Source organism: Streptomyces avidinii (genome assembly GCF_045161815.1).
Taxonomy (GTDB): domain Bacteria; phylum Actinomycetota; class Actinomycetes; order Streptomycetales; family Streptomycetaceae; genus Streptomyces; species Streptomyces avidinii.
In genome coordinates this window covers 7987649-8008736 of record NZ_CP108863.1, presented here as the reverse complement: position 1 = coordinate 8008736, position 21088 = coordinate 7987649, and the positions used below count along the sequence as shown (strand labels likewise).

The following is a 21088-nucleotide window of genomic DNA, read 5'->3' as shown; positions in this document are numbered from 1 at the left end:
GACGTGCTCGCCACGTCACCCCCCTTCTCGTAGGTCGGTCAGCGCCGCAGGGCCACGAAGGCGCGCCCGGCGGCCTGCCAGGGCACGGACCGGGTCCAGCCGGCGTCCGGAGCCGCGGCGCACAGGGCGCGGGCACCGAGCCGGGCCCACCGGAAGGGGGCTCCCTGGCCGCCGCGGCCGTCGTCGACGTGCACCTCGACGCGTTCGTCCACGTCGGCGGTGGCCACCTCGACCAGCAGGGAGCCGCCCGGCGCGGCAAGTCGGGCGGCGCGGCGGAGCAGGGCGGCCGGGTCGCCGCCGATGCCGATGTTTCCGTCGATGAGCAGGACCGTGCCCCAGCGGCCCTCACCGGGCAGCGGATCGAAGACCGACCGGCACAGAGCGCTGCCGCCCGCCCGTGTCGTACGGGCCACCGCCTCCGGGGTGACGTCCACACCCAGCGCCCGGTGGCCGCGTGCGGCAAGGGAGGCGACGAGGCGCCCGGGGCCGCAGCCGATGTCCAGGACCGGTCCGCGGCAGCGGGCGAGGACGCCCTCGTCCGCCTCGTCGGGCTCGGCGCACCAGCGCTCCACGTCCAGCGGGAGCAGCCAGCCGTCCGCGCGCCGCAGGTAGAGGGGGCCCCGGCCGGAGCGCAGCGCGTCGGCGTAGGGGTCGGCCTGCCAGGTGAGGACGGATTCGGTGGCGGCGGGTTCGGTACGGCCGGATGCGGTGCGGCCGGATGCGGTGCGGCCCGATGCTGTGCGGCCGGATGCGGTGCGGGCCGGTTCGGTGAGCTGGGCGGTCATCGGGTCACCGCGCGGAGGCCGGAGTGCAGGGCGGCGAAGCGGGTTCCGGGTACGGCGGCGGCGACCCGCGCCGCGTCGGCCGGCGTGTCCACGTCGCACAGCTCGGGCAGGTCCCGTACCGCGCGCCCGGAGGCGGTCAGCCGGCCGCGCTGCACCTCGCCCGTGGTCGGCAGGGACATGGGGACCCCGAGGAGCAGGGCCGGGTCGGGCTCGGCCAGGCCGAGCGCCCAGAACCCGCCGTCGTCGGCGGGGCCGAACCAGGCGTCCGCCTCGCTGAAGTCGAGTCCCCGCGCGAGGAGTTCCGGGGTGACCTGCGGGGTGTCCATACCGACAAGCAGGGTCGGCCCGTCGGCCCCGCCGAAGGCCGCGGCCAGCCGCGCGTCGAGCCCGCCCGCGCACTGCGGGACGACCTCGATGCCGTGGGGCAGCCAGGGCCCGGGCGCTCCGTCGAGGACCAGGACGCGCCGCCGGGCCGGGGTGGCGAGTACGGCGTCCAGCGTGTCCTGGAGCGCGGCCCGGGCCAGGTCGGCGGCCTGTTCGGGAGTGAAGTGCGGGGTGAGGCGGGTCTTGACCCGGCCTGCGACGGGGGCCTTGGCGATGACGAGGAGGGTGCTCATGCGGAAACCCCTTCGGTGGGTGCGGAGCGGGTGCCCGGCGGCTCGGCGAGCACCTTGCGCATGTCGCGCACGGTCTGCCAGGTGCCCCGCCAGGTGCCGGTGACCTTGGACTTCCCGGAGCGGGGCAGGTAGGGCACGTCGGTCTCGGCGACGCGCCAGCCGGCGTCCGCGGCCCGTACGACCATCTGGAGCGGGTAGCCGCTGCGCCGGTCGGTCAGGTGCAGGCCGAGCAGCGCCTCGCGGCGCGCGACCCGCATCGGTCCGAGGTCGTGCAGTCGCAGCCCGGTGCGGCGGCGCAGCATCCGCGCCAGCGCCAGGTTCCCGGCGCGCGCGTGCACGGGCCATGCGCCGCGCCCCTGCGGGCGGCGGCGGCCGAGCAGCAGGTCGGCCTCACCGGCGGCGACCCGCGCCGCCATGGCGGCGAGCAGCCCGGGGTCCATGGAGGCGTCGCAGTCGCAGAAGCAGACCAGGTCGGCGCGGGCCGCGAGGAGCCCCGCGTGGCAGGCGGCGCCGAATCCGCGCCGGCTCTCGTGCACGACGGTGGCACCCAGGCTGCGGGCGATCTCCGCCGAGCCGTCGGTCGATCCGTTGTCGACGACGATGGGCCGCCACCCGGCCGGCACGCGCGCCAGCACCCAGGGGAGCGCCTGCGCCTCGTCGAGACACGGCAGTACGAGGTCCGCGCGGGGCGGAGAACTGGCTGATGAAGTCACCCTCCACACCGTAGGAATCGGGACGTCGGAAAAGGGGCCCGCAGACCTTACGAAACGCGGACGCCGTGCCGCCCGAGGGGGTCCGCGCCACACGCGGGGCCGGGCGGATGACAGCCTGGGGTCATGGCAGTGAGCAATGTGGACCGCGCGAACGAGCAGCCCCGCGCCGACGTGACCGACACCGAGCGGGGCGGCGCCCTGGGCAGCGTTCTGGTCGTGGACGACGATCCGACCGTCTCGGAGGTCGTGGCCGGGTACCTGGAGCGGGCCGGTTTCACGGTGCGCCTGGCCGCGGACGGCCCGGCCGGCCTGCGCGCCGCCGAGGAGCACCGCCCCGATCTGATAGTCCTCGACCTGATGCTCCCCGGGATGGACGGGCTGGAGGTCTGCCGGCGGCTGCGCGCCCGCGAGAGCGGCGGCGGGGAGAACGGCGGCCGGCCCGTCCCGGTCATCATGCTCACCGCGCGCGGTGACGAGGACGACCGGATCCTGGGCCTGGAGGTGGGCGCGGACGACTACGTGACCAAGCCGTTCAGCCCGCGGGAGCTCGTCCTGCGGGTGCGGTCGGTCCTGCGCCGGGCACAGGCCGGCCTCCCGTCCGGTGCTCCGGAGGGCGGTCCGCGCCTCGCGGTGGCGGGCCTGACGCTGGACCCGGCGGCCCGCCGGGTCCACAAGGAGGGCAGGGAACTCGCTCTCACCCTGCGGGAGTTCGATCTCCTCGCCTATTTCCTGCGGCACCCCGGTCAGGTCTGCGACCGGGAGCGGCTGATGCGCGAGGTCTGGGGCTGGGACTTCGGCGACCTGTCGACGGTGACCGTGCACGTGCGGCGGCTGCGCGGAAAGATCGAGGACGATCCGGGCAGCCCGCAGCTGATCCAGACCGTCTGGGGCGCCGGTTACCGCTTCGAGGCGGCTCCGGAGGCCGGGACCGCGGGGGCGGAGGACGGCCATGCGTGATCTGCTGCTGATCGCCCTGTACGCCCTCCTCGGCGCGGGCGCCGCCGGACTGCTCGGGGCCGCGGCCCTGCGGATGCTGCGCCGACGCAGCGTCGCCGTCTCCCTCGCGATCGTCGCCGCGGTCGCCGTGACCGCGATGCTCGCCGGGACGCTGACGGTGGCCTGGGCGATGTTCCTGTCCTCCCACGACCTGGCCGTGGTGACCATGGTCGTCGCGACGGCCGCCGCCGTCTCGATGGCCACCGCGCTGCTCCTGGGCCGCCAGGTGGTCCGGCGCTGCCGGGAACTCGTCGCCGCGGCCCGGGGCTTCGGTGAGGAGGGCACCTTCGCGGCGCCGGTGATACCCGCTCCCGCAGAGCTCACGGCACTGAGCCGCGAGCTGGCTCTCACCAGCGAACGGCTGGCCGCCTCCCGGGAACGCGAGCGGGCCCTGGAGGCCTCGCGGCGCGAGCTGGTGGCCTGGATCTCGCACGATCTGCGCACCCCGCTGGCCGGGCTGCGCGCCATGTCGGAAGCGCTGGAGGACGGCATGGCCGCCGACCCCGCCCGCTACCACCGGCAGATCCGCACCGAGGTCGACCGCCTCAACTCCATGGTCGGCGACCTGTTCGAGCTCTCCCGCATCCATGCGGGCGCCCTGTCCCTCACCCTCACCCGGATGTCCCTGCACGACCTGGTGGGCGACGCCCTGGCCGGCACGGACGCGCTCGCCCGCGAGCACGGCGTACGGCTGGTCGGCGACGGGGTCGCCTCGCTGCCGGTGGAGGTGGACGGCAAGGAGATGACCCGGGTCCTGTCGAACCTCCTGGTCAACGCCATCCGGCACACCCCGGCCGACGGTACGGTCGCGATCGCCGCCGAACGGCGCGCGGACTCCGTGGTGCTCTCGGTCACCGACGCCTGCGGAGGCATCCCCGAGGATGATCTCCCGCGCGTCTTCGACACCGGCTGGCGCGGCACTCCGGCCCGCACCCCGCCCTCGGGCGCGGGCCTGGGCCTCGCGATCGTCCGGGGCATCGTCGAGGCCCACGCGGGCCATGCGCACGTCCGCAACGTCTCGGGCGGCTGCCGCTTCGAACTGACCCTGCCCGCGGCCGCCGGCTAGGCCGTCCCTTCCGGATCCTGTCGGCCGAGCCCGCGGCGTCCGGTGCCGTGCCCGGCAGGGCGGCGGGGCGGCGGGGCGCCCTTGTCCTGGACGTACTCGGGCGCCGACAACGCGGCCGGGTGCGGTGCCGGACGCCGCGGGCCCGGCAGGATCCGGAAGAGCCGGCCTAGTGATCTGGTTTTGAGGTCGGGGCTCGCCTCGTGAGTCGTGTTCTGTTTCAGATCTTGGGGTTCGCCTGACGTGGCTGGCTTTGTGCCGCTCTGCTGAATGGATGGGTGACACCAGGTTGCCGCCGGTCGTGCTGTCGGATACCGAGCGGTCGACGTTGGAGGACTGGGCCAGGCGGCGTTCGACCGCGCAGGGTCTGGCTCAGCGTGCGCAGATCGTGCTGGCGTGCGCGCGGGGATGGAACAACACGATGGTGGCCGCGCGGCTGGGCATCGAGCGCAAGACGGCGGCCAGATGGAGGACTCGGTTCCTGCGGGACCGCCTCGACGGGCTGGCCGACGAGCCGCGGCCCGGGGTGCCACGGACCATCACCGATGCCCAGGTGGAAGAGGTGGTGGTCCGCACTCTCGAGGAGGTGCCCGCGGGCGGGACGCACTGGTCGAAGCGGGAGCTGGCCAAGGTGGTGGGGATCTCGCCGGCGAGCGTGCTGAGGATCTGGCACGCCTTCGGCCTGCAGCCGTGGCGGACGGAGACCTTCAAGATCTCTCCGGACCCGTTCCTGATCGACAAGATCCGTGACGTCGTCGGTCTCTACCTCGCCCCGCCTGCCAACGCGGCTGTGTTCGCGGTGGACGAGAAACCGCAGATCCAAGCTCTGGAACGAACCGCGCCGGTGTTGCCGATGCTGCCCGGGGTGCCCGAGCGGCGGAGTTTTGACTACGTCCGGCACGGGACCGTCAATCTGTTCGCAGCATTTAACACGGCGACGGGCAAGGTGATCACGAAGCTGTCCGCGCAGCACCGGGCCGTGGACTTCCGTGACTTCCTCGACGAGATCGACCGCCAGACCGATCCCGGTCTGGCGGTCCACGTGATCTGCGACAACCTCTCCGCCCACAAAGCGCCTGTGGTGCACAAGTGGCTGCTGGCGCATCCCCGCTTCCACCTGCACTTCACGCCTACGTACTCGTCATGGATCAACCAGGTCGAGCGGTGGTTCGCCGAGCTGGAACGGCGCTGCCTCGCACGCGGAGTGTTCTGTTCCCTCGACGACCTCAAGGCCGGTCTTGAGAGCTGGATCAAGGTCTGGAACGACGAGGCCCGGCCCTTCAAGTGGACCAAGACCGCCGACCAAATCCTCGACCGCATCTGCCGCTACTGCGACAGGATCTCAAAACCAGTTCACTAGGCCGGGCTCGGGGCGTCCGCGGACGCCGCGAGTTCGGCCATGCCCGTCGTGAACGGGACCTCCGGGCGCCAGCCCAGGTCGCGGCGCAGACGCGCCGAGTCGGCGGTGATGTGGCGGACGTCGCCGAGGCGGTACTCGCCGGTGACGACCGGGGCCGGGCCGCCGCAGGCGGCCGCCAGCGCCTCGGCCATGTCGCCGACGGTCCTCGGGTCGCCGCTGCCGACGTTGTAGGCGGCGAATCCCGCGGACCCGGCGGCCGCGTCCGGCCCGGACAGGGCCTCCAGCGCCACCGCATTGGCCCCTGCCACGTCCCGCACGTGGACGAAGTCCCGCCGCTGACCGCCGTCCTCGAAGACCCGCGGCGCCTCGCCCCGCGCGAGCGCGGACCGGAAGAGCGCGGCCACCCCCGCGTACGGGGTGTCGCGGGGCATCCCCGGCCCGTAGACGTTGTGATAACGCAGCGAGAGGACGCGTCCGCCGGTCGCCCTGGCCCAGGAGGACGCAAGGTGTTCCTGGGCGAGCTTGGTCGTGGCGTAGACGTTCCGCGGGTCCATCGGGGCGTCCTCCGCGACCAGCCCGGGCGCCAGGTCGGCGCCACAGACCGGGCAGCGCGGCTCGAACCGTCCCGCCCTCAGGTCGGCCTCGTCACGCGGTCCGGGCCGGACCGTGCCGTGGGTGGGGCACTCGTAGCGTCCCTCTCCGTAGACGACCATCGATCCGGCGAGCAGCAGCCTCGGCACTCGTGCCCGCGCCATCTCGGCCAGCAGCACCGCCGTCCCCAGGTCGTTGGCCGACACATAGCCGGGCGCGTCCCCGAAGTCCTTCCCCAGTCCCACCCTGGCCGCCTGGTGACAGACCGCCTGTACGCCCGCCAGCGCCCTGGCCACCGCGTCCGGGTCCCGTACGTCCCGCCCGTCCTCCGCCAGGTCGAAGACCAACGGCTCGTGCCCGCGGGCGATCAGTTCGGCGACGATGTGCGAGCCGATGAAGCCCGCGCCTCCAGTCACAAGTACACGCATGCCCCGACGCTATGCCGGGTACGGCCCCGCGACGCGCTCGCCGGACCGCACGTCACGGATCCGTAAGAACAGCGCCGTCCGTCCGGCCGCGCGCTCCCCCGGGGCAGGCGGCCGGACGGCGGCGCTCCTGACGGCCCGGTCAGCGAACGGGACCCGACAGCGGTCCGGGGAGCGCCGGCATGGTCGGGGGCAGTACGCGGGGAGCCGCCGGGGCGCTCTCGCCGGACGGGGCCTGGGCCGGCGGGGTGTCGGCGGAGCGGTCCTTGCCGGCCGGGTCCGGGGTCTGCGGCGCGGTGGTGCCGCAGAGCGACCGGTCGCGGTAGTCCCGCAGGGCGGCGTCGGCCGGGTGCGGGTCGAAGGCGGTGCCGCTCTCGTTGATGCGCTGGTACTTCATCAGGTTGTAGCCGATGGCGAACTGGCGGCGGCCGTCCGGGCTGGACAGGGCCCAGGTGCCGGCGCCGAAGACTCCCCCGTCGTGGCCCCAGGCCGGGCCGCACGGCGTGTCCATGGTGTAGATGCCGAGGCCGTAGCGCATGCCCACGGCCCCCGTCTCGTCCTTGACGTCGACGGTGGTGCGCATCTGGTCCAGCTGGCGGCGGGGCAGGAGGTCGCCGCCCAGCAGGGCTCGGTAGAAGGTGTTGAGGTCCTGCGTGGTGGAGACGAGGGCGCCGGCGGTACCGGCCCAGGTCATGTTGTAGTCGCTGTAGTCGCGCGGCGGGTCGATGATCCCGTAGAAGCTCTCGTACATGCGGGCGTGGGCGCCGCGGATGCGCGGGTCGGTACCCGGGAAGTAGGTGTCGCGCAGGCCCGCACGCCGGATCACGTCCTGGGTGATCAGCCGCTCCGGGTCCTGGCCGGTCACCTTGCGGAGCACCTCGCCCAGCAGCACGTAGTTGGTGTTGGAGTAGGACCAGTCGGTACCGGGTTCGAACAGCTGCGGCCGGGCCACCCCGTACCCGATCAGCTCGGCGGGCCCGATCGTGCGGTACCGGTGGTCGTCCAGGCTCTCCGTGGTCCCCTTCAGGAGGGAGGGGAAGGCGTCGGCGACGTAGTCGTGGATGCCGCTGGTGTGGTTGAGCAGCATGCGTACGGTCACCTTGCGGCCGCGCTCGCCGGGCAGCAGCTCGGGCACGTAGTCGCCGACCGCCCGGTCGAGGTCCACCCGGCCCTTGGCGGACTGCTGGAGGACGGCGACGGCGGTGAACGTCTTGGTGACGCTGCCGACCCGGTGCCGGAGGTCCGGGCGGACCTTGCGCCCGGTGGACACGTCGGCGAGGCCCGCGGCGCCGTCGAAGCGCTCGCGGCCGTCGCGGACGGCGGAGTAGACGCCGTACACGCCCGCCTCCTGGATCGCGTTCAGCCCCGTCTGCAGCCCGGTCCGGTCGAGGTGCCGGCCGGCGGCCGGACCGTAGCCGCTCGGCGCCTCCTGACTCGCGGCGCTCGCGACCGGGGCGAGGCCCGCGAGCAGGGCTATGGCGACGGCGGTGGCCGAGGCGGCGCGACGCAGTCGCGGTGCGGATCGGTCGGCAGGACGGGTGTGGGGCACGGCGGCTCCTCGTCGATGGCCCGGTGGGGCCCGGCGATCTTGGTCACTCCCATTCTTCGGGCCGCCGCGTGCTCCGGCCTCGTCCGTCAGGACGAACCGGGCATCAACCTCCAGACCGACGAGCACCTTGACAGGCCATTACATTTGTCACGTCGCCGCGCTCGGCAGCGCCCTCGCGCGAAGGCGCCGCCCGCGGGCTGTGACTCCGCCCACCCTCCCTTGACCAGGGAAGGAAGGGTTGCCTAACTTCGATGGCATGGCCCCCCACGATCGCACCCCTTCCTCCGACGCCTCCGGTGACCCCGCCGCGTCCGAGCCGGTCGATTTCAGCGTCGACCTCACCTCGCAGGAGGTGCTCCGGCGCGCCCAGGTGATGGCGGCCCTCGGCCCGGACTGGGATCCGCTGGAGGTCCTCCTCGGTGAGGAGGCCGCCTACGACCTGCTGTACTCCGGGCTCGACGCCGATCAGCAGCGCGTCTACGACGAGCTGGTCGCGGCCGGTGTGCTGCCCGCTCGGGGAGACGGCCGTGCTGCCGCTTGACCCGCAGGCCGATCCCGGGCGCCGCGCCTGGGTGGCCTGCCCGAAGTGCGCGGACGCCCGCGGCTGCGAACCCTGCGAGCAGCGGCGCACCTGCTCCACCCACTGGCGCTACCTGCTCACCAACACCGGCAGCCTGCTCCACCTGCAGTGCCCCGGGTGCACCCACGTCTGGGTGCACGAGAGCGGTTTCGGGGCCACCCGCTCCCTGTGGAACCGCGTCACGGGCTCCCGGCCCGGCTTCTGAGCGCCGCGCTCTGCTCAGGCAGCGGTCCAGCCGCCGTCCAGGGGGATCGAGGCGCCCGTGACGTATCCGGTGTGCGGGCCGCACAGCCACAGCACGGTGGCGGCCACCTCCTCCGGTTCGATCAGCCGTTTGACCGCGGAGCGGCTCAGCAGGACCTCGGACACCACCCGACCTGCGTCGATGCCGTGTGCGGCGGCCTGGGCCTCGATCTGCCGCTCCACGAGCGGGGTGCGGACGTAGCCGGGGTTCACGCAGTTGCTGGTGACTCCGTGCGGGGCGCCCTCGACGGCGGTCACCTTGCTCAGTCCTTCGAGGCCGTGCTTCGCGGTCACGTAGCCGGCCTTGAACGCGCTGGCGCGCAGCCCGTGCACGCTGGAGATGTTGACGACGCGGCCCCAGCCCCGTGCGCACATAGAGGGCATGGTCCGGCGGATCAGCAGGAACGGCGCCTGGACCATCACGCGCTGCATCAGTGCGAAGCGCTCCGGTGGGAACTCGGTCAGCGGGGCGACGTGCTGGAACCCGGCATTGTTGACCAGGATGTCGATGTCGGTGGGGAGCTCCCCGACGGCCTCGGCCCGGGCCAGGTCCACCACGTGCGCCCGCCCGCCGATCGCCGCCGCGACGGACTTCGCCGCGGCGGCGTCCATGTCCACCACGTGTACGAGGGCTCCGGCCGCGGCGAGCGCCGAGGCGCAGGCCCGCCCGATGCCGCTGCCGGCGCCGGTCACCAGGGCGGTACGGCCCGCCAGGTCGGGGCCCGCGGCGGCTGCTGCCCCGTGGGGCACGGGAGGGAATCCGCTAGTCATGCCCGGAATCATCCGGCACGGCCGTGGGCCGCTCCCATGTGTGCGGCCACCACAGTCGGGCCGGGGGGCGTGTCGGCCGCCACCAGGCCGGACGGTCGCCCCCTCAGGGCGCGTCCGGCGCCACCGCGCGCAGGGAGAACAGGACGGGCAGGTGGGAGTCCCCGAACGGCAGCCGGTACCGGCCGTCCTCGCCCGGGACCAGGATGCCGCGGGGGTCGAACTCGGCGGCGACGTGCTCGCCGAGGTGCTTGATCGTGAGGCCCGCGGCCGCGGCCGCGGTGACGATCTCGCCGATCGAGTGCGGGTACTGCACGGATTCCTGGGCCGGCAGGCGCAGGCCCGGATCGGCGTAGGTGCCGGTGACCGTTTCGCGGTGGGGCTCACCCCCGCCGTAGGGCCAGTCGACGACCAGCGGATCCAGGGTGGCGACCGCCTGGCAGGCCGGATGCAGATCCACCAGGACCAGGCTTCCGCCGGGCCGCAGGGCTCTCGCCGCGCCGCGCATCCAGGCGCCGGGGTCGGCGATCCAGCACAGGACCCCGTACGTGGCGACGACCACGTCGAAGCCGCCGGCGAGGCTCGTGGGCAGGCGCTGGGTGTCGGCCTCGACGAAGGTCGCGGGCAGGCCCGTCCGCGCGGCCAGCAGGCGGGCCCGTTCGAGTGCGGTCGGCGAGAAGTCGACGCCGGTGACCCGAGCTCCCAGCCGGGCCCAGTTCAGCGTGTCCATGCCGAAGTGGCACTGGAGGTGCAGCAGGTCCAGGCCCCTCACGTCCCCCGCGAGCTCGCGTTCGAGCGCGTACAGGGTCTGGTGTCCGGCGACGAACGTCTCGACGTCGTAGAACAGATCGGTGGACGTCGAGCCGTGGACGCGGGCGCGCACGTCCCACAGGGCGCGGTTGAGCGCGACTCCGTCCGTGCCGGGCCGGGTTTCGGTCATGGGCCCGAGGATGGCACACCGTACGGCCACCGATCGATGTTTCCGGCGGGCCGCCGCAGCAGGCTCAGGAACCTTCGTCCGGCGGCAGCTCGGGCACGGCGGCACGGTTGATCAGGAACTCCTGCCCGACCCCCACGCCCTCGTGCGGCTCGAAGCCGTGGCCGACCAGCGCGAAGTACTGCTCGTACCGCCGCGCACCCGGCGGGTCTCGGACAGCCGGACCGGTCCCGCCCCGCGGGTACGCGCGCTACGCCGGGCCGAGCAGGTCCAGGAGCGGGGACAGGCCGGCGGGCCGCCGGTCGACGGGGAGGTGGTCGACGAAGTGCACCGGGCAGCCGAGCGCCCGGGCGCCGCCGTCCGCGCGCCGGTCGTCTCCGACCATCAGCACCTCGGCGGGGGTGAGGCCGAGCCGGTCGCAAGCGGCCCGGAAGATCACCGGATCGGGCTTCTGGGCGCCCAGCTCGAAGGAGAGCACGTAGGCGTCGACCAGCTCGTCGAGGTCGTGCGTGCGGAAAACGGGTCGCAGGTCCCAGCCGATGTTGCTGACCACCGCCACCGGGAGCCCCCGCCGGCGCAGTGCGCGCAGGGTCGGTGCGGTGTCCGGGTACGGGCGCCAGGCGGCGGGGGCCATGTGACGGTCGTAGAGCGCCTCCGCCAGCTCCGGCTGCGTGATGCCCGCCGCCCGGATCAGCCCGCCGTAGGCCGCCCGGTGCTGCTCGGCGCTGATGTCCCGCTGGTCCCACAGGGCTTCGAGGTGCGCGGGGATGTGCCGGGGCGACGGCCCGCCGGGCAGTGCGCCGTACTCGGTGAGCCGCCGCACCGTCTCGCCGTACTCCTCCTCCGGCGCGATGCCGGTCTCGGCGAGGGCGGCGCCGAGCCACTCCTCGGTGGGCTCGACGCGCAGCAGCGTGCCGGAGAAGTCGAACATCACTCCTTTGATCATGTGGTGATCGTAGGGCAGGCCCGGCGCCGGGCGGAGCGGGCGGCCACCCGTGGGCTCAGGTGGTCGGCTCAGGTGGTCGGGTGCAGCCTGGACGGGATACTCGGTGAACTCTCCGGGTTCCCGTCGAAATTGGCCAGCGCGCTGCCGGCCAGCCAGGTCCGCCAGTCCACGTTCCAGTCGCCGAAACCGTTGTCGAAGGGGGCCATTTTCTCCCCGCCGCTGTTGACCACCTCCACGATGTCGCCCTCGCGGACCGTCTCGAAGAACCAGGCGGCGTCCTCGGTGCTCATGCCCGTACAGCCGTGGCTGACGTTCTCCTGACCCTGCGCCTCGACCGACCAGGGTGCGGCGTGGATGTACTCGCCGCTCCAGGTCACGCGGGTCGCGTAGGAGACGGGCAGGTCGTAGAACTCGCTGGTGCCGCGCTTGATGCCGACGGTGTCGCCGCGCATCCGCACCTTGGGTTCCTTGCGCAGCACGACCTTGATGCCGCTGCGCGTCCTGAAGCCCTCCTTGCCGGTGGTGACCGGGATCGTCCTGATGACCCGTCCGTTGCGGCGTACGGTCATCCGGTGGGTGGCGGAGTCGGTGACGGCCTCGATCCGGTCCGCGATCGTGAACTGCACCTCGTCGGAGGGGCCGCCGTAGTCGTGATCCCCGACCTCGACCCCGTCGAGACCGCTGCGGACGCGGACGACGGTGTGGGCGGGCCAGTACGTACGCGGACGGAAGTGCAGGGTCGATTCGTCGACCCAGTGCCAGGCGCCCTCGACATGGGGCTCCGAGGTCACCTGCAGAGCCTGCTCCAGCCGGGCCCGGGCCGGGAGGTCACCGGCGGGCACCGGGCGGCTGAGGCCGGCCGTCACGATCTCGCCCGCACCGTACGTACCCGGCCGCGGCCCGAACTCGACCGTCAGCCTGCCCCCGTCGGCGGGCGGCGCGGTCCGGAAGGCCATGGTCACGCCGACCGGGGCGCCCTCCGCGTCCTGGGCGCCGACCCGCACGGTGTAGGTCTCCCCCGCCCGCAGCGGCTCGCTGTTGAGCCAGCGCGCGTTGTCCGGGGCGAGGGCTCCGGCCAGGTGGCGGCCGCGCCCGTCGCGTACGGTCACGTCCGTGAGGCGGCCCGCGTCGGCGACGGCGATCTGGAGCGGCCCGCCGGAGTCCGTGGGGAGCACCTCCACCCGCGCTGCCTGCACCGTGCCACCGAGGGAGGGTTCCTTCAGTACGGCTCCCATCCCGCGCGCGGTGGCCCGTACCCGCTGCTCCTGCCAGCCGCTGCACAGTCCGGGTCGGAACATGCGCACCGCGCAGGGCCCGCCGCCGGACTCGCGGCCCTCGTCCAGCACCCTCCCGACCAGCAGCGTGACCGCGGCCTCGCGGGGCGCACCCGCGAGGGTGCCCTCCGAGGTGTCCGCATCGGGCGCCCGGCCCGGCGCTGCGGCGACGACGACCAGCATGGCCCCCGTCACCGCAGCCACGGCGCCCCACGCCTTGGTCGGTTGTCTCCGTCGCATTCGTGGCATAGCCGTATCAAACCGACGTGGCACCTAAATGATGATCATGCCTGCGGCGCTGCGGCCGAACGGGCACCGAAGAGAACTCGGACGGAGCACAGAACCCGCCCCGGACGAGCGCGGACCGGACGCGTGCCCGATACTCGGGTGCCCTCGGGCGGGGCTCCCGCGACAATGCGGTCATGGCTATCCGCACCGTACGGCTGGACGAACTGCCCCTCCTCCAGGACATCGAGAGGGCCGCCGGTCGCTGCTTCCGGGACATCGGCATGCCGGAGATCGCCGACGACGAACCACTGACACTCGACGAGCTCGCCGCCTACCAACGGGCCGGGCTGGCCTGGGTGTCGGCCGACGGGGCCGACACCCCCGGCGCCTACCTGATCGCCGAGCCGGTGGACGGCAACCTGCACGTCGAGCAGGTGTCCGTGCATCCGGACCGGGCGCGCCGCGGGCTCGGCCGGGGCCTGCTGGAGCACCTGGCGGAATTCGCGGAGCGCGGGGGCGTACCGGCCCTGACCCTCACCACCTTCACCGAGGTCCCCTGGAACGCCCCGTACTACGTGCGCTGCGGCTTCCGGCTCCTGGACGACGCCGGGCTCACCCCCGCCCTGCGGGAGATCCGCGACCGCGAGGCGGCGCACGGTCTGGACCGCTGGCCCCGTGCCTGCATGCGCCGCGACCTGTGACGGCCGATGCCCTTTCGATGATCGACCGCGCGTCGCCCTGCGCCGCTCCGCCGAGCGCGAACGGGCATCGCGGGCGTGCCCGCGGTGTGCTGAGGTGGCCGCATGGACCTTCTTGTACTGGGCGGGACCGCTTGGTTGGGGCGTGAGATCACGCGGCAGGCGCTGGACCGGGGCCACGCGGTGACCTGCCTGGCGCGCGGCGAGAGCGGCGAGGTCGCCCGCGGAGCGCGGCTGGTGGCGGCGGACCGGAATGACGACTCCGCCTACGCGGAGCTCCTCGGCCGCGACTGGGACGCCGTGCTGGAGGTGTCCTGGCAGCCGGCCTTCGTCCGCGGCGCGCTCGCGGCCCTCGCGGGGCGGGCCCGGCACTGGACCTACGTCTCCTCCGTCAGCGCCTACGCCGACCACGGCGTGGTCGGCGCCGACGAGTCGGCCGCGCTGCTGACGCCCGCGCAGGGGCAGTACGTGGGGCGGGAGGAGTACGGGGAGGCCAAGGCCGCCTGCGAGGCGGCCACGCGCGCCGCGGCGCCCGACCGGCTCGTCGTCGCCCGGGCGGGCCTGATCGGCGGGCCGGGCGACGGCAGCGGGCGGTCGGGATACTGGGTGGCGCGGTCCGCCCGGGAGGTGGACCAGCCTCTCCTCGTTCCCCGTTCTCCCGGCCTGCCGACCCAGGTTGTGGACGTACGTGATCTCGCGGGCTGGCTGCTGGACCTCGCGCAGGACGGCGCAAGGGGGACCTTCGACGCCGTCGGACCCGTCGTCCCCTTCGACGACTGGGTCGGCCTGTCCCGGCAGGTGGCCGGGCACACCGGTCCGGTGGCGGTGGCGGACCCCCGGTGGCTCTTCGACCAGGGAGTCGGGCCGTTCATGGGCCCCGAGTCGATGGCCATGTGGATGCCGGATCCCGAGTGGGCCGGCTTCTGCGCCCGCAGCGGTGCCGCGGCGCGCGCGGCCGGGCTGCGCCACCGTCCGCGCGCGGAGATGCTGGAGGACCTCCTGCGATGGGAACGCGCCGAGGGACTGGAACGCCCCCGCCGGGCCGGCCTGAGCAGCGCCCGCGAGCGCGAGCTCCTCACCGCCCTCCGCGAGGCACCGGTGTCCTGACGGGCGATCGAATGGCTTGATTTCCCTATTCCGCATGGCTGGATCCTGCCGGTGGGCTTAACTGGGCGCCCGCTCCTCTTCCATGTCCATGGCAGGAGAACCGTGTACTCGCAACCGCACCCTCCGCAGCCTCCGCAGCCCTTCCTCCCGGCCGCGCCCCCGAATCCGCGCTGGGCCCCGGCGTTGGCCGTCCCGGCGGTCGTCGTCGCCACGCTCATCGTGCCCCCGGTGGGCGCCGCGCTGGCCTTCCTCGCCCGCTGGGGCAGGACCGGCAGGATCGTGACGGTCGCGCTCGCCTCGATCTGGTTCTTCGTCCTGGTCGCCGCCTCCTCGGACCCGAAGCCCCGGCCGGCGGCCGCCGAGCCACGGCCCGCGCCGACGGTCACGGTCACCGTGACGGCCGCCGCCCCGGCCGCGGTAGCCGCCGCGCCGAGCCCCAGCCCCTCCCCGACCGCCCCCGCCACCAGTCCCGCTCCCGCACCTCCCCCCACGCCCGCCGAACAGCCGGAAGCCGGGCCGGCACCGGCGAGCAGCCCCCGGAGCGAGGATCCCGACGACTCCTCGTCGTCCGGCGGGGGCGGCGGCAGCGCCTATTACAAGAACTGCACGGCGGCGAGGGCGGCCGGAGCGGCACCGGTACGGCGCGGAGATCCCGGTTACGGCCGCCACCTGGACCGCGACGGCGACGGCGTCGCCTGCGAGTAGCACCTCGAAACCCGGCCGCGGCTCACTCCAGTCCGTACCGCCGGGCCGATTCCTCCTCCTGGGCCAGCCGGTGCAGCGCGTTCAGCACCGGCCGGAACAGGATGGTCGCCGCCACCGCGGTCTCGACCTGCTCCGCCTCCGAGGGGTGGGTCTCCACGAAGTCCAGGTCCCGCACGGCCGCTTGGTGCATCAGCTGCGCGTAGGGGGCCATGAGTGTGGCGTCCCACGGATAGCCGAGCCGCATCAGTGTGGCCACGGCCGCCACCAACGAACGGTGCACCGGGGAGAGTTCGCCCACCTCCCGGGCGGTGGACCAGCCCAGGGCCTGGAGCAAGCGGTCCACCTCCGCGCGCGCGGCGGCCGTGGCCTCGTCCTCGTCCTCGCCCCTGCCGTCGGCCGGTTCGGGCTCCCGGGGCAGCGCCCACAGGGCCGCGCCCAGGCGGATCGTGCGACCCAGGGACTCGTCGTCGACGTGCCCGAGCACCTTCCGGACGTTCGCCACCGGCACCTGGCCGACCTGGATCATCGCGCGCACCAGCCGCAGCCTGCGCAGATGACCCTCGTCGTAGTCGGCGGTCGTCGCGCTGACGCGGCGGCCGGGCGGCAACAGCCCTTCACGCAGGTAGTACTTGATCGTGGCGATGGCCACACCGCTCCGCTCACTCAGTTCTGCGAGCCGCACTCTCTTGAACCTTCCCTTGGCGAGTGCCACTATCCAATCATGTGACGGTTGGACAGCGGAGCTATCCAACAAGGCGATCGGGAGGCCGGCGTGTTCGCGAAACCCTTACCGGGCCGTACCACCGCAGCCGCCGAGGGGGACGTCGTCGTCCTCCTCATCGGCATGCGCATCAACCACTTCTGGGCCGTCCACCACTGGGTGCCGGTGGTCCTGGCGATGCCCCGCATGCTCCGGGAGCTCGCCAAGGACCCCACCCGGGGGCTGCTCGGCCACGTCCTGCTGACCGCGTCACCCCGTACCTACTACGTGGTCCAGTACTGGGAGTCCAAGGAGAAGCTCTACGCGTACGCCGCGGCTCCGGACATGCTCCACCACAGGGCATGGTCGATCATCAACCGCAAGGACCGCGCGGGGAAGCTGCGCCGCCACGTGGGCCTGTGGCACGAGTCGTACATCGTCCCCGAAGGTTCGTACGAGGCGATCTACTTCGACATGCCGCCCTTCGGGCTGGCGGCGGCCACCGGGGTGCTGCCCCTGGAGAGCCGCGGCCGGCGCGCGGCCGACCGCTTCGCGCACCGTTCGTCCGCGCCCGCGCCCGCGCCCGCGGCCGAGGCCTCGGCCGGGACCGGGACCGGGACCGGGACCGGGGCCTCTGCCGACCGGTGAACCCGGGTCCGGGTCAGCGTCGCGGCCTGGTCGCGACGGCGGCCGTGACGGTGACGCTCCGGACGTAGGTACCGCCCGGGTCGTGGGCCAGCAGGGCGCCGCGCAGCTCGGACTCGAAGGCGTCCTTCCGGTCGCCGAACCGGGCCGGGGCGGAGCCGGCGCGGGAGAACTGCAGGCCGACCACCTGGTCCAGGGTGCAGCGCGTGGACTGCTCCCATGTGGTGATCTCGACACGGGAGAACACCGACTTCGCGAGACGGTCCGCCAAGTCCTGCACCTCATCGCCCGGTTCGTCCGCCGGGCGCGCGGGCCGGTGGTCCGGTCCGAGGAAACGCGCGCACACCTCGTCGACGACGGCCGGCCAGGAAGGGCCCGGGCCGGACCGCCCGGACGCCGCCGGCGAGGTGGTGACCACGGCGATCCCGCCGCGCGGGGCGAGCATGCCGTCCAGGTCGGCCGGGACCCGTACGCGGTCCATCAGGTGGAAGGCGCCGCCGATCACGCACAGGTCGAGCCGGGGCAGGCACAGCCGGCCGATGCCGGCGGCGTCGCCGCGCAACCAGGAGACGTTCGTGCGACCGTGCTCCTCGGCGAGCCTGGACCCTTCGGCGAGCATGGCCGGTTCCGGATCGACGGCGTAGACGTGCTCGGCGAGCGGCGCCAGCGGCAGGGAGAGCGTGCCCGGTCCGGCGCCGAGGTCCAGTACGGTCTGGGACCCGTCGAGCGCGAACCGGTCCGCGAGGAGCGCGTAGCACTCCGCCGGATACGGGGGCCGGTAGCGGGCGTAGTACGGGGCGGCGGACGCGATCGGGGTGCTCATGGGGTCCTCCCGGGCCGGGGTTGCATCCGCCGATGGTGGGGCACAACCCGCCGTTCGGCAGCGGCTGGGGCCCGCAAATCCCCCGTACGGATGCTCCCGTCCCCCGAGACCGACCCCGCGGAGGCCGACCGCATGGTCGCCCCGGGGGTCGGTCCTTTCCCGGCGCAATACGCCGTGCGAGTGGTGAGGTGGCCGCGGATCACGTCTGCGGGGTCAGCCGCTCCCACAGGAAGGTGTGCACCAGGGCCTCGTTGAAGGCGGTCTGCCGGTGGTCGGTGGCACCCGCGTGGCCGCCCCCGAGGTGCTCGTGGAACAGGACGGGATGCCCGTGCTCGCGCAGCCGGGCGGCCATCTTGCGGGCATGACCGGGGTGCACCCGGTCGTCGCGGGTCGAGGTCAGCAGGAGCAGCGGCGGGTACGCGGGTCCGTCCGCGCGGACCTGGTGGTACGGGGAGATCCGCTCCAGGTGGGGCCGGTCGTCCGGGCTGTCGGGATCCCCGTACTCGGCGATCCAGCTGGCCCCGGCCAGCAGCTTGTGGAAACGCAGCATGTCCAGCAGCGGCACGTGCGCGACGACCGCGCCGAACAGTTCCGGGTCGCGGGTGAGCATGGCGCCCATGAGCAGCCCGCCGTTGCTGCCGCCCTCGATGCCCAGCTGGGCGGGGGTGGTGATGTCCCGGGCGGTGAGGTCCCGGGCGACCGCGGCGAAGTCCTCGTACGCCCGGACCCGGTTCGCGCCGAGGGCGGCCTTGTGCCAGCGGGGCCCGTACTCGTGGCCGCCTCGGATGCCCGCGACGACGTACGTGCCGCCGCGCGCGAGCCAGGCGCGTCCGGTGACCGCGCTGTACTGCGGGACCATGGAGATCTCGAAGCCGCCGTACCCGTAGAGCAGGGCGGGGCCGGGGCCCGGGCGGTCCTCAGGGCCGACGACGAAGTACGGCACCCCCGTACCGTCCGCGGAGGTCGCGAAGTACTGGCGCACGGCGAGGCCGGCGGTGTCGAAGAGCACCGGGCTCTGCTTGAGACTCTCGCTGTCGCTGTCGCTGTCGCCGGTGCCGCCGGCCGTTCCCCGGTAGAGCGTGGCGGGCTGGAGGAAGCCGGAGACCTGGTGGAAGTACTCGTCGCTCACGTCCGGGTCCGTGCCGGTGACCGAGGCGGTGGACAGCGGCGGCAGGCCCGGCAGCGGTGCCCGCTGCCAGCCGCCGGAGCCCGGACCCTCTCCCGGGGTGAGCAGCTCCATCCGGGAGGAGACGTCGGCGCGCGTGCTGAGGATGAGGTGGTTGCGGGTCCAGCTGTACCCGGCGAGCGCGGTGCGCTCGTCCGGGGTGAACAGCACCTCGGCCTCGCGCTCCCCCGCCCGGAAGGCGTCGAAGTCGAAGGCGAGCAGGCTGCCCGCGGGGTGGCCGAGCCACGGCGACTTGGGAGTGACGATCAGCCACCGGCGGTGGACGGAGGCGCCCGCGTCGTCCGGGACCTCGACCTTCTGCGGCGGGGCGGCGGCGTCCTGCGGGAGCAGGAAGAGCTCCTGGTTCCAGAAGTCGATCTGCCGGTGGACGAAGTCCCGCTCGAAGCCGGGGGTGTCGTCGTGCCATCCGGAGGCGGACAGGTCCTCCGGCCGGCCCTCGTAGACCAGCTGCGCGTCCGCGAGGGGCGTGCCGCGGTGCCAGCGGCGTACCTGGAGCGGGTAGCCGGAGGGGGACATCGAGCCGGCGCCGAAGTCCGTGCCGATCCAGACGCGGTCGTGGTCGATCCAGCCGATCCGGGTCTTGGCCTCGGCGACCGTGAACCCGTCCTCGACGAATTCCAGGGTCTCCAGGTCGAACTCGCGCACCACACAGGCGTCCGCGCCGTCCCGCGACAGCAGGACGAGGGCGTGCCGGTGCTCGGGGGCCAGGACCCGGCTCCCCGCCCAGGCCCACTTCTCCTCCTCGGCCTCGGCGAGTGCGTCGAGGTCCAGGAGCACCTCCCAGGCCGGCCGGTCCGTCCGGTACTCCTCCAGCGTGGTGCGCCGCCACACGCCGCGTACGTGGTCGGCGTCCTGCCAGAAGTTGTAGAGGTGGCGGCCGCGGCGGACGACGTAGGGGATCCGGCCGTCGTCGTCCAGGACCTCGCGCATCTCCTGTTCGAGCACCTTGAACCGGGGCGAACCGGTCAGCGCGTCCACGGTCTCGGCATTGCGCTCCCGGACCCAGGCGAGGGCCTCGTCGCCGGACACGTCTTCCAGCCACAGGTAGGGGTCTTCATCACTCATCAGGCGATTGTGCAGGAAGTGACCGGCGGGCGTCGCGCAGCGCCGTGTGCACCGACCAGGTCACCGAGACCAGCGGCACCGCGACCACCGCGCCGACCACCCCGGCGGCGATGGCCCCCGCGACCACCGAGATCGCCACCACCAGCGGGTGCAGCCGGACCGCCCGGCTCATCACCAGCGGATGCAGCAGATGGCCCTCGATCTGGCCGATGATCACGATCAGCGCGACCACCACGCCCGCGACGAGCGGTCCCTTCGCGGCCAGCGCGACCACCGCGGCGACCGCCAGCGCGACCGGCGACCCGATGAGCGGGATGAAGGCCGCGAAGAACTCCAGCAGGGCGAGCGGCACGGCCAGCGGGACCCCGAGGAGGTAGAGCGCCACCCCCACCAGGACCGCGTTCGTCGCCGCGACGAGGACGATCCCGCGGGTGTAGCCGGTGAACGTACGCCAGGCCGCACCGCCGGCGATGCCCACGCGGGCGCGCACCGGCGGGGGCAGCTGGGCACAGAACCACGCCCACTGCCGGTCGCCGCCGTGCAGGAAGAAGAACGAGCAGAAGGCCCCGAGGGCGAGCACGGTCAGGACGTGCACCAGCCGCCCGGCTCCGCTCACCGCCTGGCTGAGCACGGTGGACCGGTGGCTCGACAGGTAGTCGCCGAGGCGGGACTGGAGGTCGGACAGCGAGTGCGGGTTCAGCCGGAAGGGCGGTCGCTCCAGGTACTCCTCGATGCTGTCGATTCCCTGGCGGAACTCCCGGGCCAAGGTGGTGCTCTCCCCGGCCACCGCCGTGCCGACCAGGGTCAGCACGCCGAGCAGGAGCAGCACGCTGCCGAGGAGGGTGACCGCGACGGCGACCGAGCGGGGCAGGGTGCGCGCGAGGCGCCGGGTGGGCCACCACAGCAGGGCGGCGACGACGAGGCCGAGGAAGACGGCCACGGCGATCTCGTGGAACCGGCCGAGCACGGCGAAGACGGCGTAGACGGCGGCGCCGACCACCAGCAGGCGCCAGGCGTACGACGCTGCCGTACGCAGGAACGCTGACACCGGCGGCATGACCCATGAGTGCCACCGCGGAGGCCC

General features: G+C 73.6%; 22 protein-coding genes. 9 read left to right on the top strand and 13 right to left on the bottom strand.

The window, feature by feature from the left end:
- Positions 1-38: 38 nt before the first annotated feature.
- From OG373_RS36205 to OG373_RS36195, 3 genes are read right to left on the bottom strand one after another with little or no spacing between them, the layout of a single operon-like run.
- Positions 39-785 (bottom strand): class I SAM-dependent methyltransferase, encoded by a 747-nt coding sequence (locus tag OG373_RS36205; RefSeq protein WP_405442899.1) that lies wholly within the window; start codon positions 783-785, stop codon positions 39-41.
- Positions 782-1402 carry a DUF2064 domain-containing protein gene (locus OG373_RS36200; protein ID WP_405442897.1) on the bottom strand — a complete coding sequence of 207 codons (621 nt, stop codon included), beginning with the start codon at positions 1400-1402 and terminating at the stop codon, positions 782-784. Before OG373_RS36200 ends, OG373_RS36205 begins: the two co-directional genes overlap by 4 nt.
- Entirely contained in the window at positions 1399-2115 is a 717-nt protein-coding gene (locus OG373_RS36195) for a glycosyltransferase family 2 protein (RefSeq protein WP_405442895.1), read from the bottom strand. Before OG373_RS36195 ends, OG373_RS36200 begins: the two co-directional genes overlap by 4 nt.
- 123 nt (positions 2116-2238) lie before the next feature.
- On the opposite strand from OG373_RS36195, the gene OG373_RS36190 reads away from it, so the two are divergent.
- The 3 genes from OG373_RS36190 (at position 2239) to OG373_RS36180 (ending at position 5534) form a co-directional block, all read left to right on the top strand.
- Complete coding sequence (locus tag OG373_RS36190) at positions 2239-3072, top strand: response regulator transcription factor (RefSeq protein WP_405442893.1); 834 nt, start codon at positions 2239-2241, stop codon at positions 3070-3072.
- Positions 3065-4177 (top strand): sensor histidine kinase, encoded by a 1113-nt coding sequence (locus OG373_RS36185; RefSeq protein ID WP_405442891.1) that lies wholly within the window; start codon positions 3065-3067, stop codon positions 4175-4177. The genes OG373_RS36190 and OG373_RS36185 overlap by 8 nt, the downstream gene beginning before the upstream one ends.
- 271 nt (positions 4178-4448) lie before the next feature.
- The gene (locus OG373_RS36180) at positions 4449-5534 is read left to right on the top strand and encodes an IS630 family transposase (RefSeq protein WP_405442889.1); all 1086 of its coding nucleotides are present in this window, start codon (positions 4449-4451) and stop codon (positions 5532-5534) included.
- Here the strand turns inward: OG373_RS36180 and OG373_RS36175 are convergent.
- Positions 5531-6553, bottom strand: coding sequence for an NAD-dependent epimerase/dehydratase family protein (locus OG373_RS36175; protein ID WP_405442888.1), 1023 nt, complete (start codon positions 6551-6553; stop codon positions 5531-5533). The two genes, OG373_RS36180 and OG373_RS36175, sit on opposite strands and share 4 nt — an antisense overlap.
- A gap of 139 nt (positions 6554-6692) precedes the next feature.
- Positions 6693-8027, bottom strand: coding sequence for a serine hydrolase domain-containing protein (locus OG373_RS36170; protein ID WP_405444329.1), 1335 nt, complete (start codon positions 8025-8027; stop codon positions 6693-6695).
- Positions 8028-8355: 328 nt separating this feature from the next.
- Here OG373_RS36170 and OG373_RS36165 point away from each other — a divergent pair, with 328 nt between their 5' ends.
- Together OG373_RS36165 and OG373_RS36160 are read left to right on the top strand one after the other, a co-directional pair.
- On the top strand, positions 8356-8640 hold the full coding sequence (locus OG373_RS36165) for a DUF6400 family protein (protein WP_405442886.1): 285 nt from the start codon (positions 8356-8358) through the stop codon (positions 8638-8640).
- The gene (locus OG373_RS36160) at positions 8627-8884 is read left to right on the top strand and encodes a hypothetical protein (protein WP_397734506.1); all 258 of its coding nucleotides are present in this window, start codon (positions 8627-8629) and stop codon (positions 8882-8884) included. Before OG373_RS36165 ends, OG373_RS36160 begins: the two co-directional genes overlap by 14 nt.
- A gap of 14 nt (positions 8885-8898) precedes the next feature.
- Here OG373_RS36160 and OG373_RS36155 read toward each other — a convergent pair whose 3' ends face one another.
- From OG373_RS36155 to OG373_RS36140, 4 genes are all read right to left on the bottom strand, one after another.
- A complete protein-coding gene (locus tag OG373_RS36155) occupies positions 8899-9693 on the bottom strand; it encodes a 3-hydroxybutyrate dehydrogenase (RefSeq protein WP_405442884.1) in 795 nt (264 codons plus the stop codon).
- Positions 9694-9796: 103 nt separating this feature from the next.
- On the bottom strand, positions 9797-10630 hold the full coding sequence (locus OG373_RS36150) for a class I SAM-dependent methyltransferase (protein WP_405442882.1): 834 nt from the start codon (positions 10628-10630) through the stop codon (positions 9797-9799).
- A 247-nt stretch (positions 10631-10877) separates the two neighbouring features.
- Positions 10878-11573, bottom strand: a complete 696-nt coding sequence (locus OG373_RS36145; protein ID WP_405442881.1) for an HAD family hydrolase — start codon at positions 11571-11573, stop codon at positions 10878-10880.
- Positions 11574-11641: 68 nt separating this feature from the next.
- Positions 11642-13051, bottom strand: coding sequence for an Ig-like domain-containing protein (locus OG373_RS36140; protein WP_405442879.1), 1410 nt, complete (start codon positions 13049-13051; stop codon positions 11642-11644).
- Between the two features lie 218 nt (positions 13052-13269).
- On the opposite strand from OG373_RS36140, the gene OG373_RS36135 reads away from it, so the two are divergent.
- The 3 genes from OG373_RS36135 (at position 13270) to OG373_RS36125 (ending at position 15585) form a co-directional block, all read left to right on the top strand.
- Positions 13270-13776 (top strand): GNAT family N-acetyltransferase, encoded by a 507-nt coding sequence (locus OG373_RS36135; protein WP_405442878.1) that lies wholly within the window; start codon positions 13270-13272, stop codon positions 13774-13776.
- A gap of 102 nt (positions 13777-13878) precedes the next feature.
- Complete coding sequence (locus tag OG373_RS36130; RefSeq protein ID WP_405442876.1) at positions 13879-14880, top strand: NAD-dependent epimerase/dehydratase family protein; 1002 nt, start codon at positions 13879-13881, stop codon at positions 14878-14880.
- 102 nt (positions 14881-14982) lie between these two features.
- A complete protein-coding gene (locus tag OG373_RS36125; RefSeq protein WP_405442875.1) occupies positions 14983-15585 on the top strand; it encodes an excalibur calcium-binding domain-containing protein in 603 nt (200 codons plus the stop codon).
- 22 nt (positions 15586-15607) lie between these two features.
- Here OG373_RS36125 and OG373_RS36120 read toward each other — a convergent pair whose 3' ends face one another.
- Positions 15608-16267 (bottom strand): MerR family transcriptional regulator, encoded by a 660-nt coding sequence (locus OG373_RS36120; RefSeq protein WP_405442873.1) that lies wholly within the window; start codon positions 16265-16267, stop codon positions 15608-15610.
- A gap of 90 nt (positions 16268-16357) precedes the next feature.
- Between OG373_RS36120 and OG373_RS36115 the strand changes: the two genes are divergently transcribed.
- The gene (locus OG373_RS36115; protein WP_405442872.1) at positions 16358-16933 is read left to right on the top strand and encodes a DUF4188 domain-containing protein; all 576 of its coding nucleotides are present in this window, start codon (positions 16358-16360) and stop codon (positions 16931-16933) included.
- Between the two features lie 13 nt (positions 16934-16946).
- Here OG373_RS36115 and OG373_RS36110 read toward each other — a convergent pair whose 3' ends face one another.
- From OG373_RS36110 to OG373_RS36100, 3 genes are all read right to left on the bottom strand, one after another.
- Positions 16947-17753, bottom strand: coding sequence for a class I SAM-dependent methyltransferase (locus OG373_RS36110; RefSeq protein WP_405442870.1), 807 nt, complete (start codon positions 17751-17753; stop codon positions 16947-16949).
- A 199-nt stretch (positions 17754-17952) separates the two neighbouring features.
- Positions 17953-20004: a prolyl oligopeptidase family protein gene (locus OG373_RS36105; RefSeq protein ID WP_405442868.1), complete on the bottom strand. Its 2052-nt coding sequence runs from the start codon at positions 20002-20004 to the stop codon at positions 17953-17955.
- Positions 19997-21061 carry an AI-2E family transporter gene (locus tag OG373_RS36100; RefSeq protein WP_405442867.1) on the bottom strand — a complete coding sequence of 355 codons (1065 nt, stop codon included), beginning with the start codon at positions 21059-21061 and terminating at the stop codon, positions 19997-19999. The genes OG373_RS36105 and OG373_RS36100 overlap by 8 nt, the downstream gene beginning before the upstream one ends.
- Positions 21062-21088: the final 27 nt, after the last annotated feature.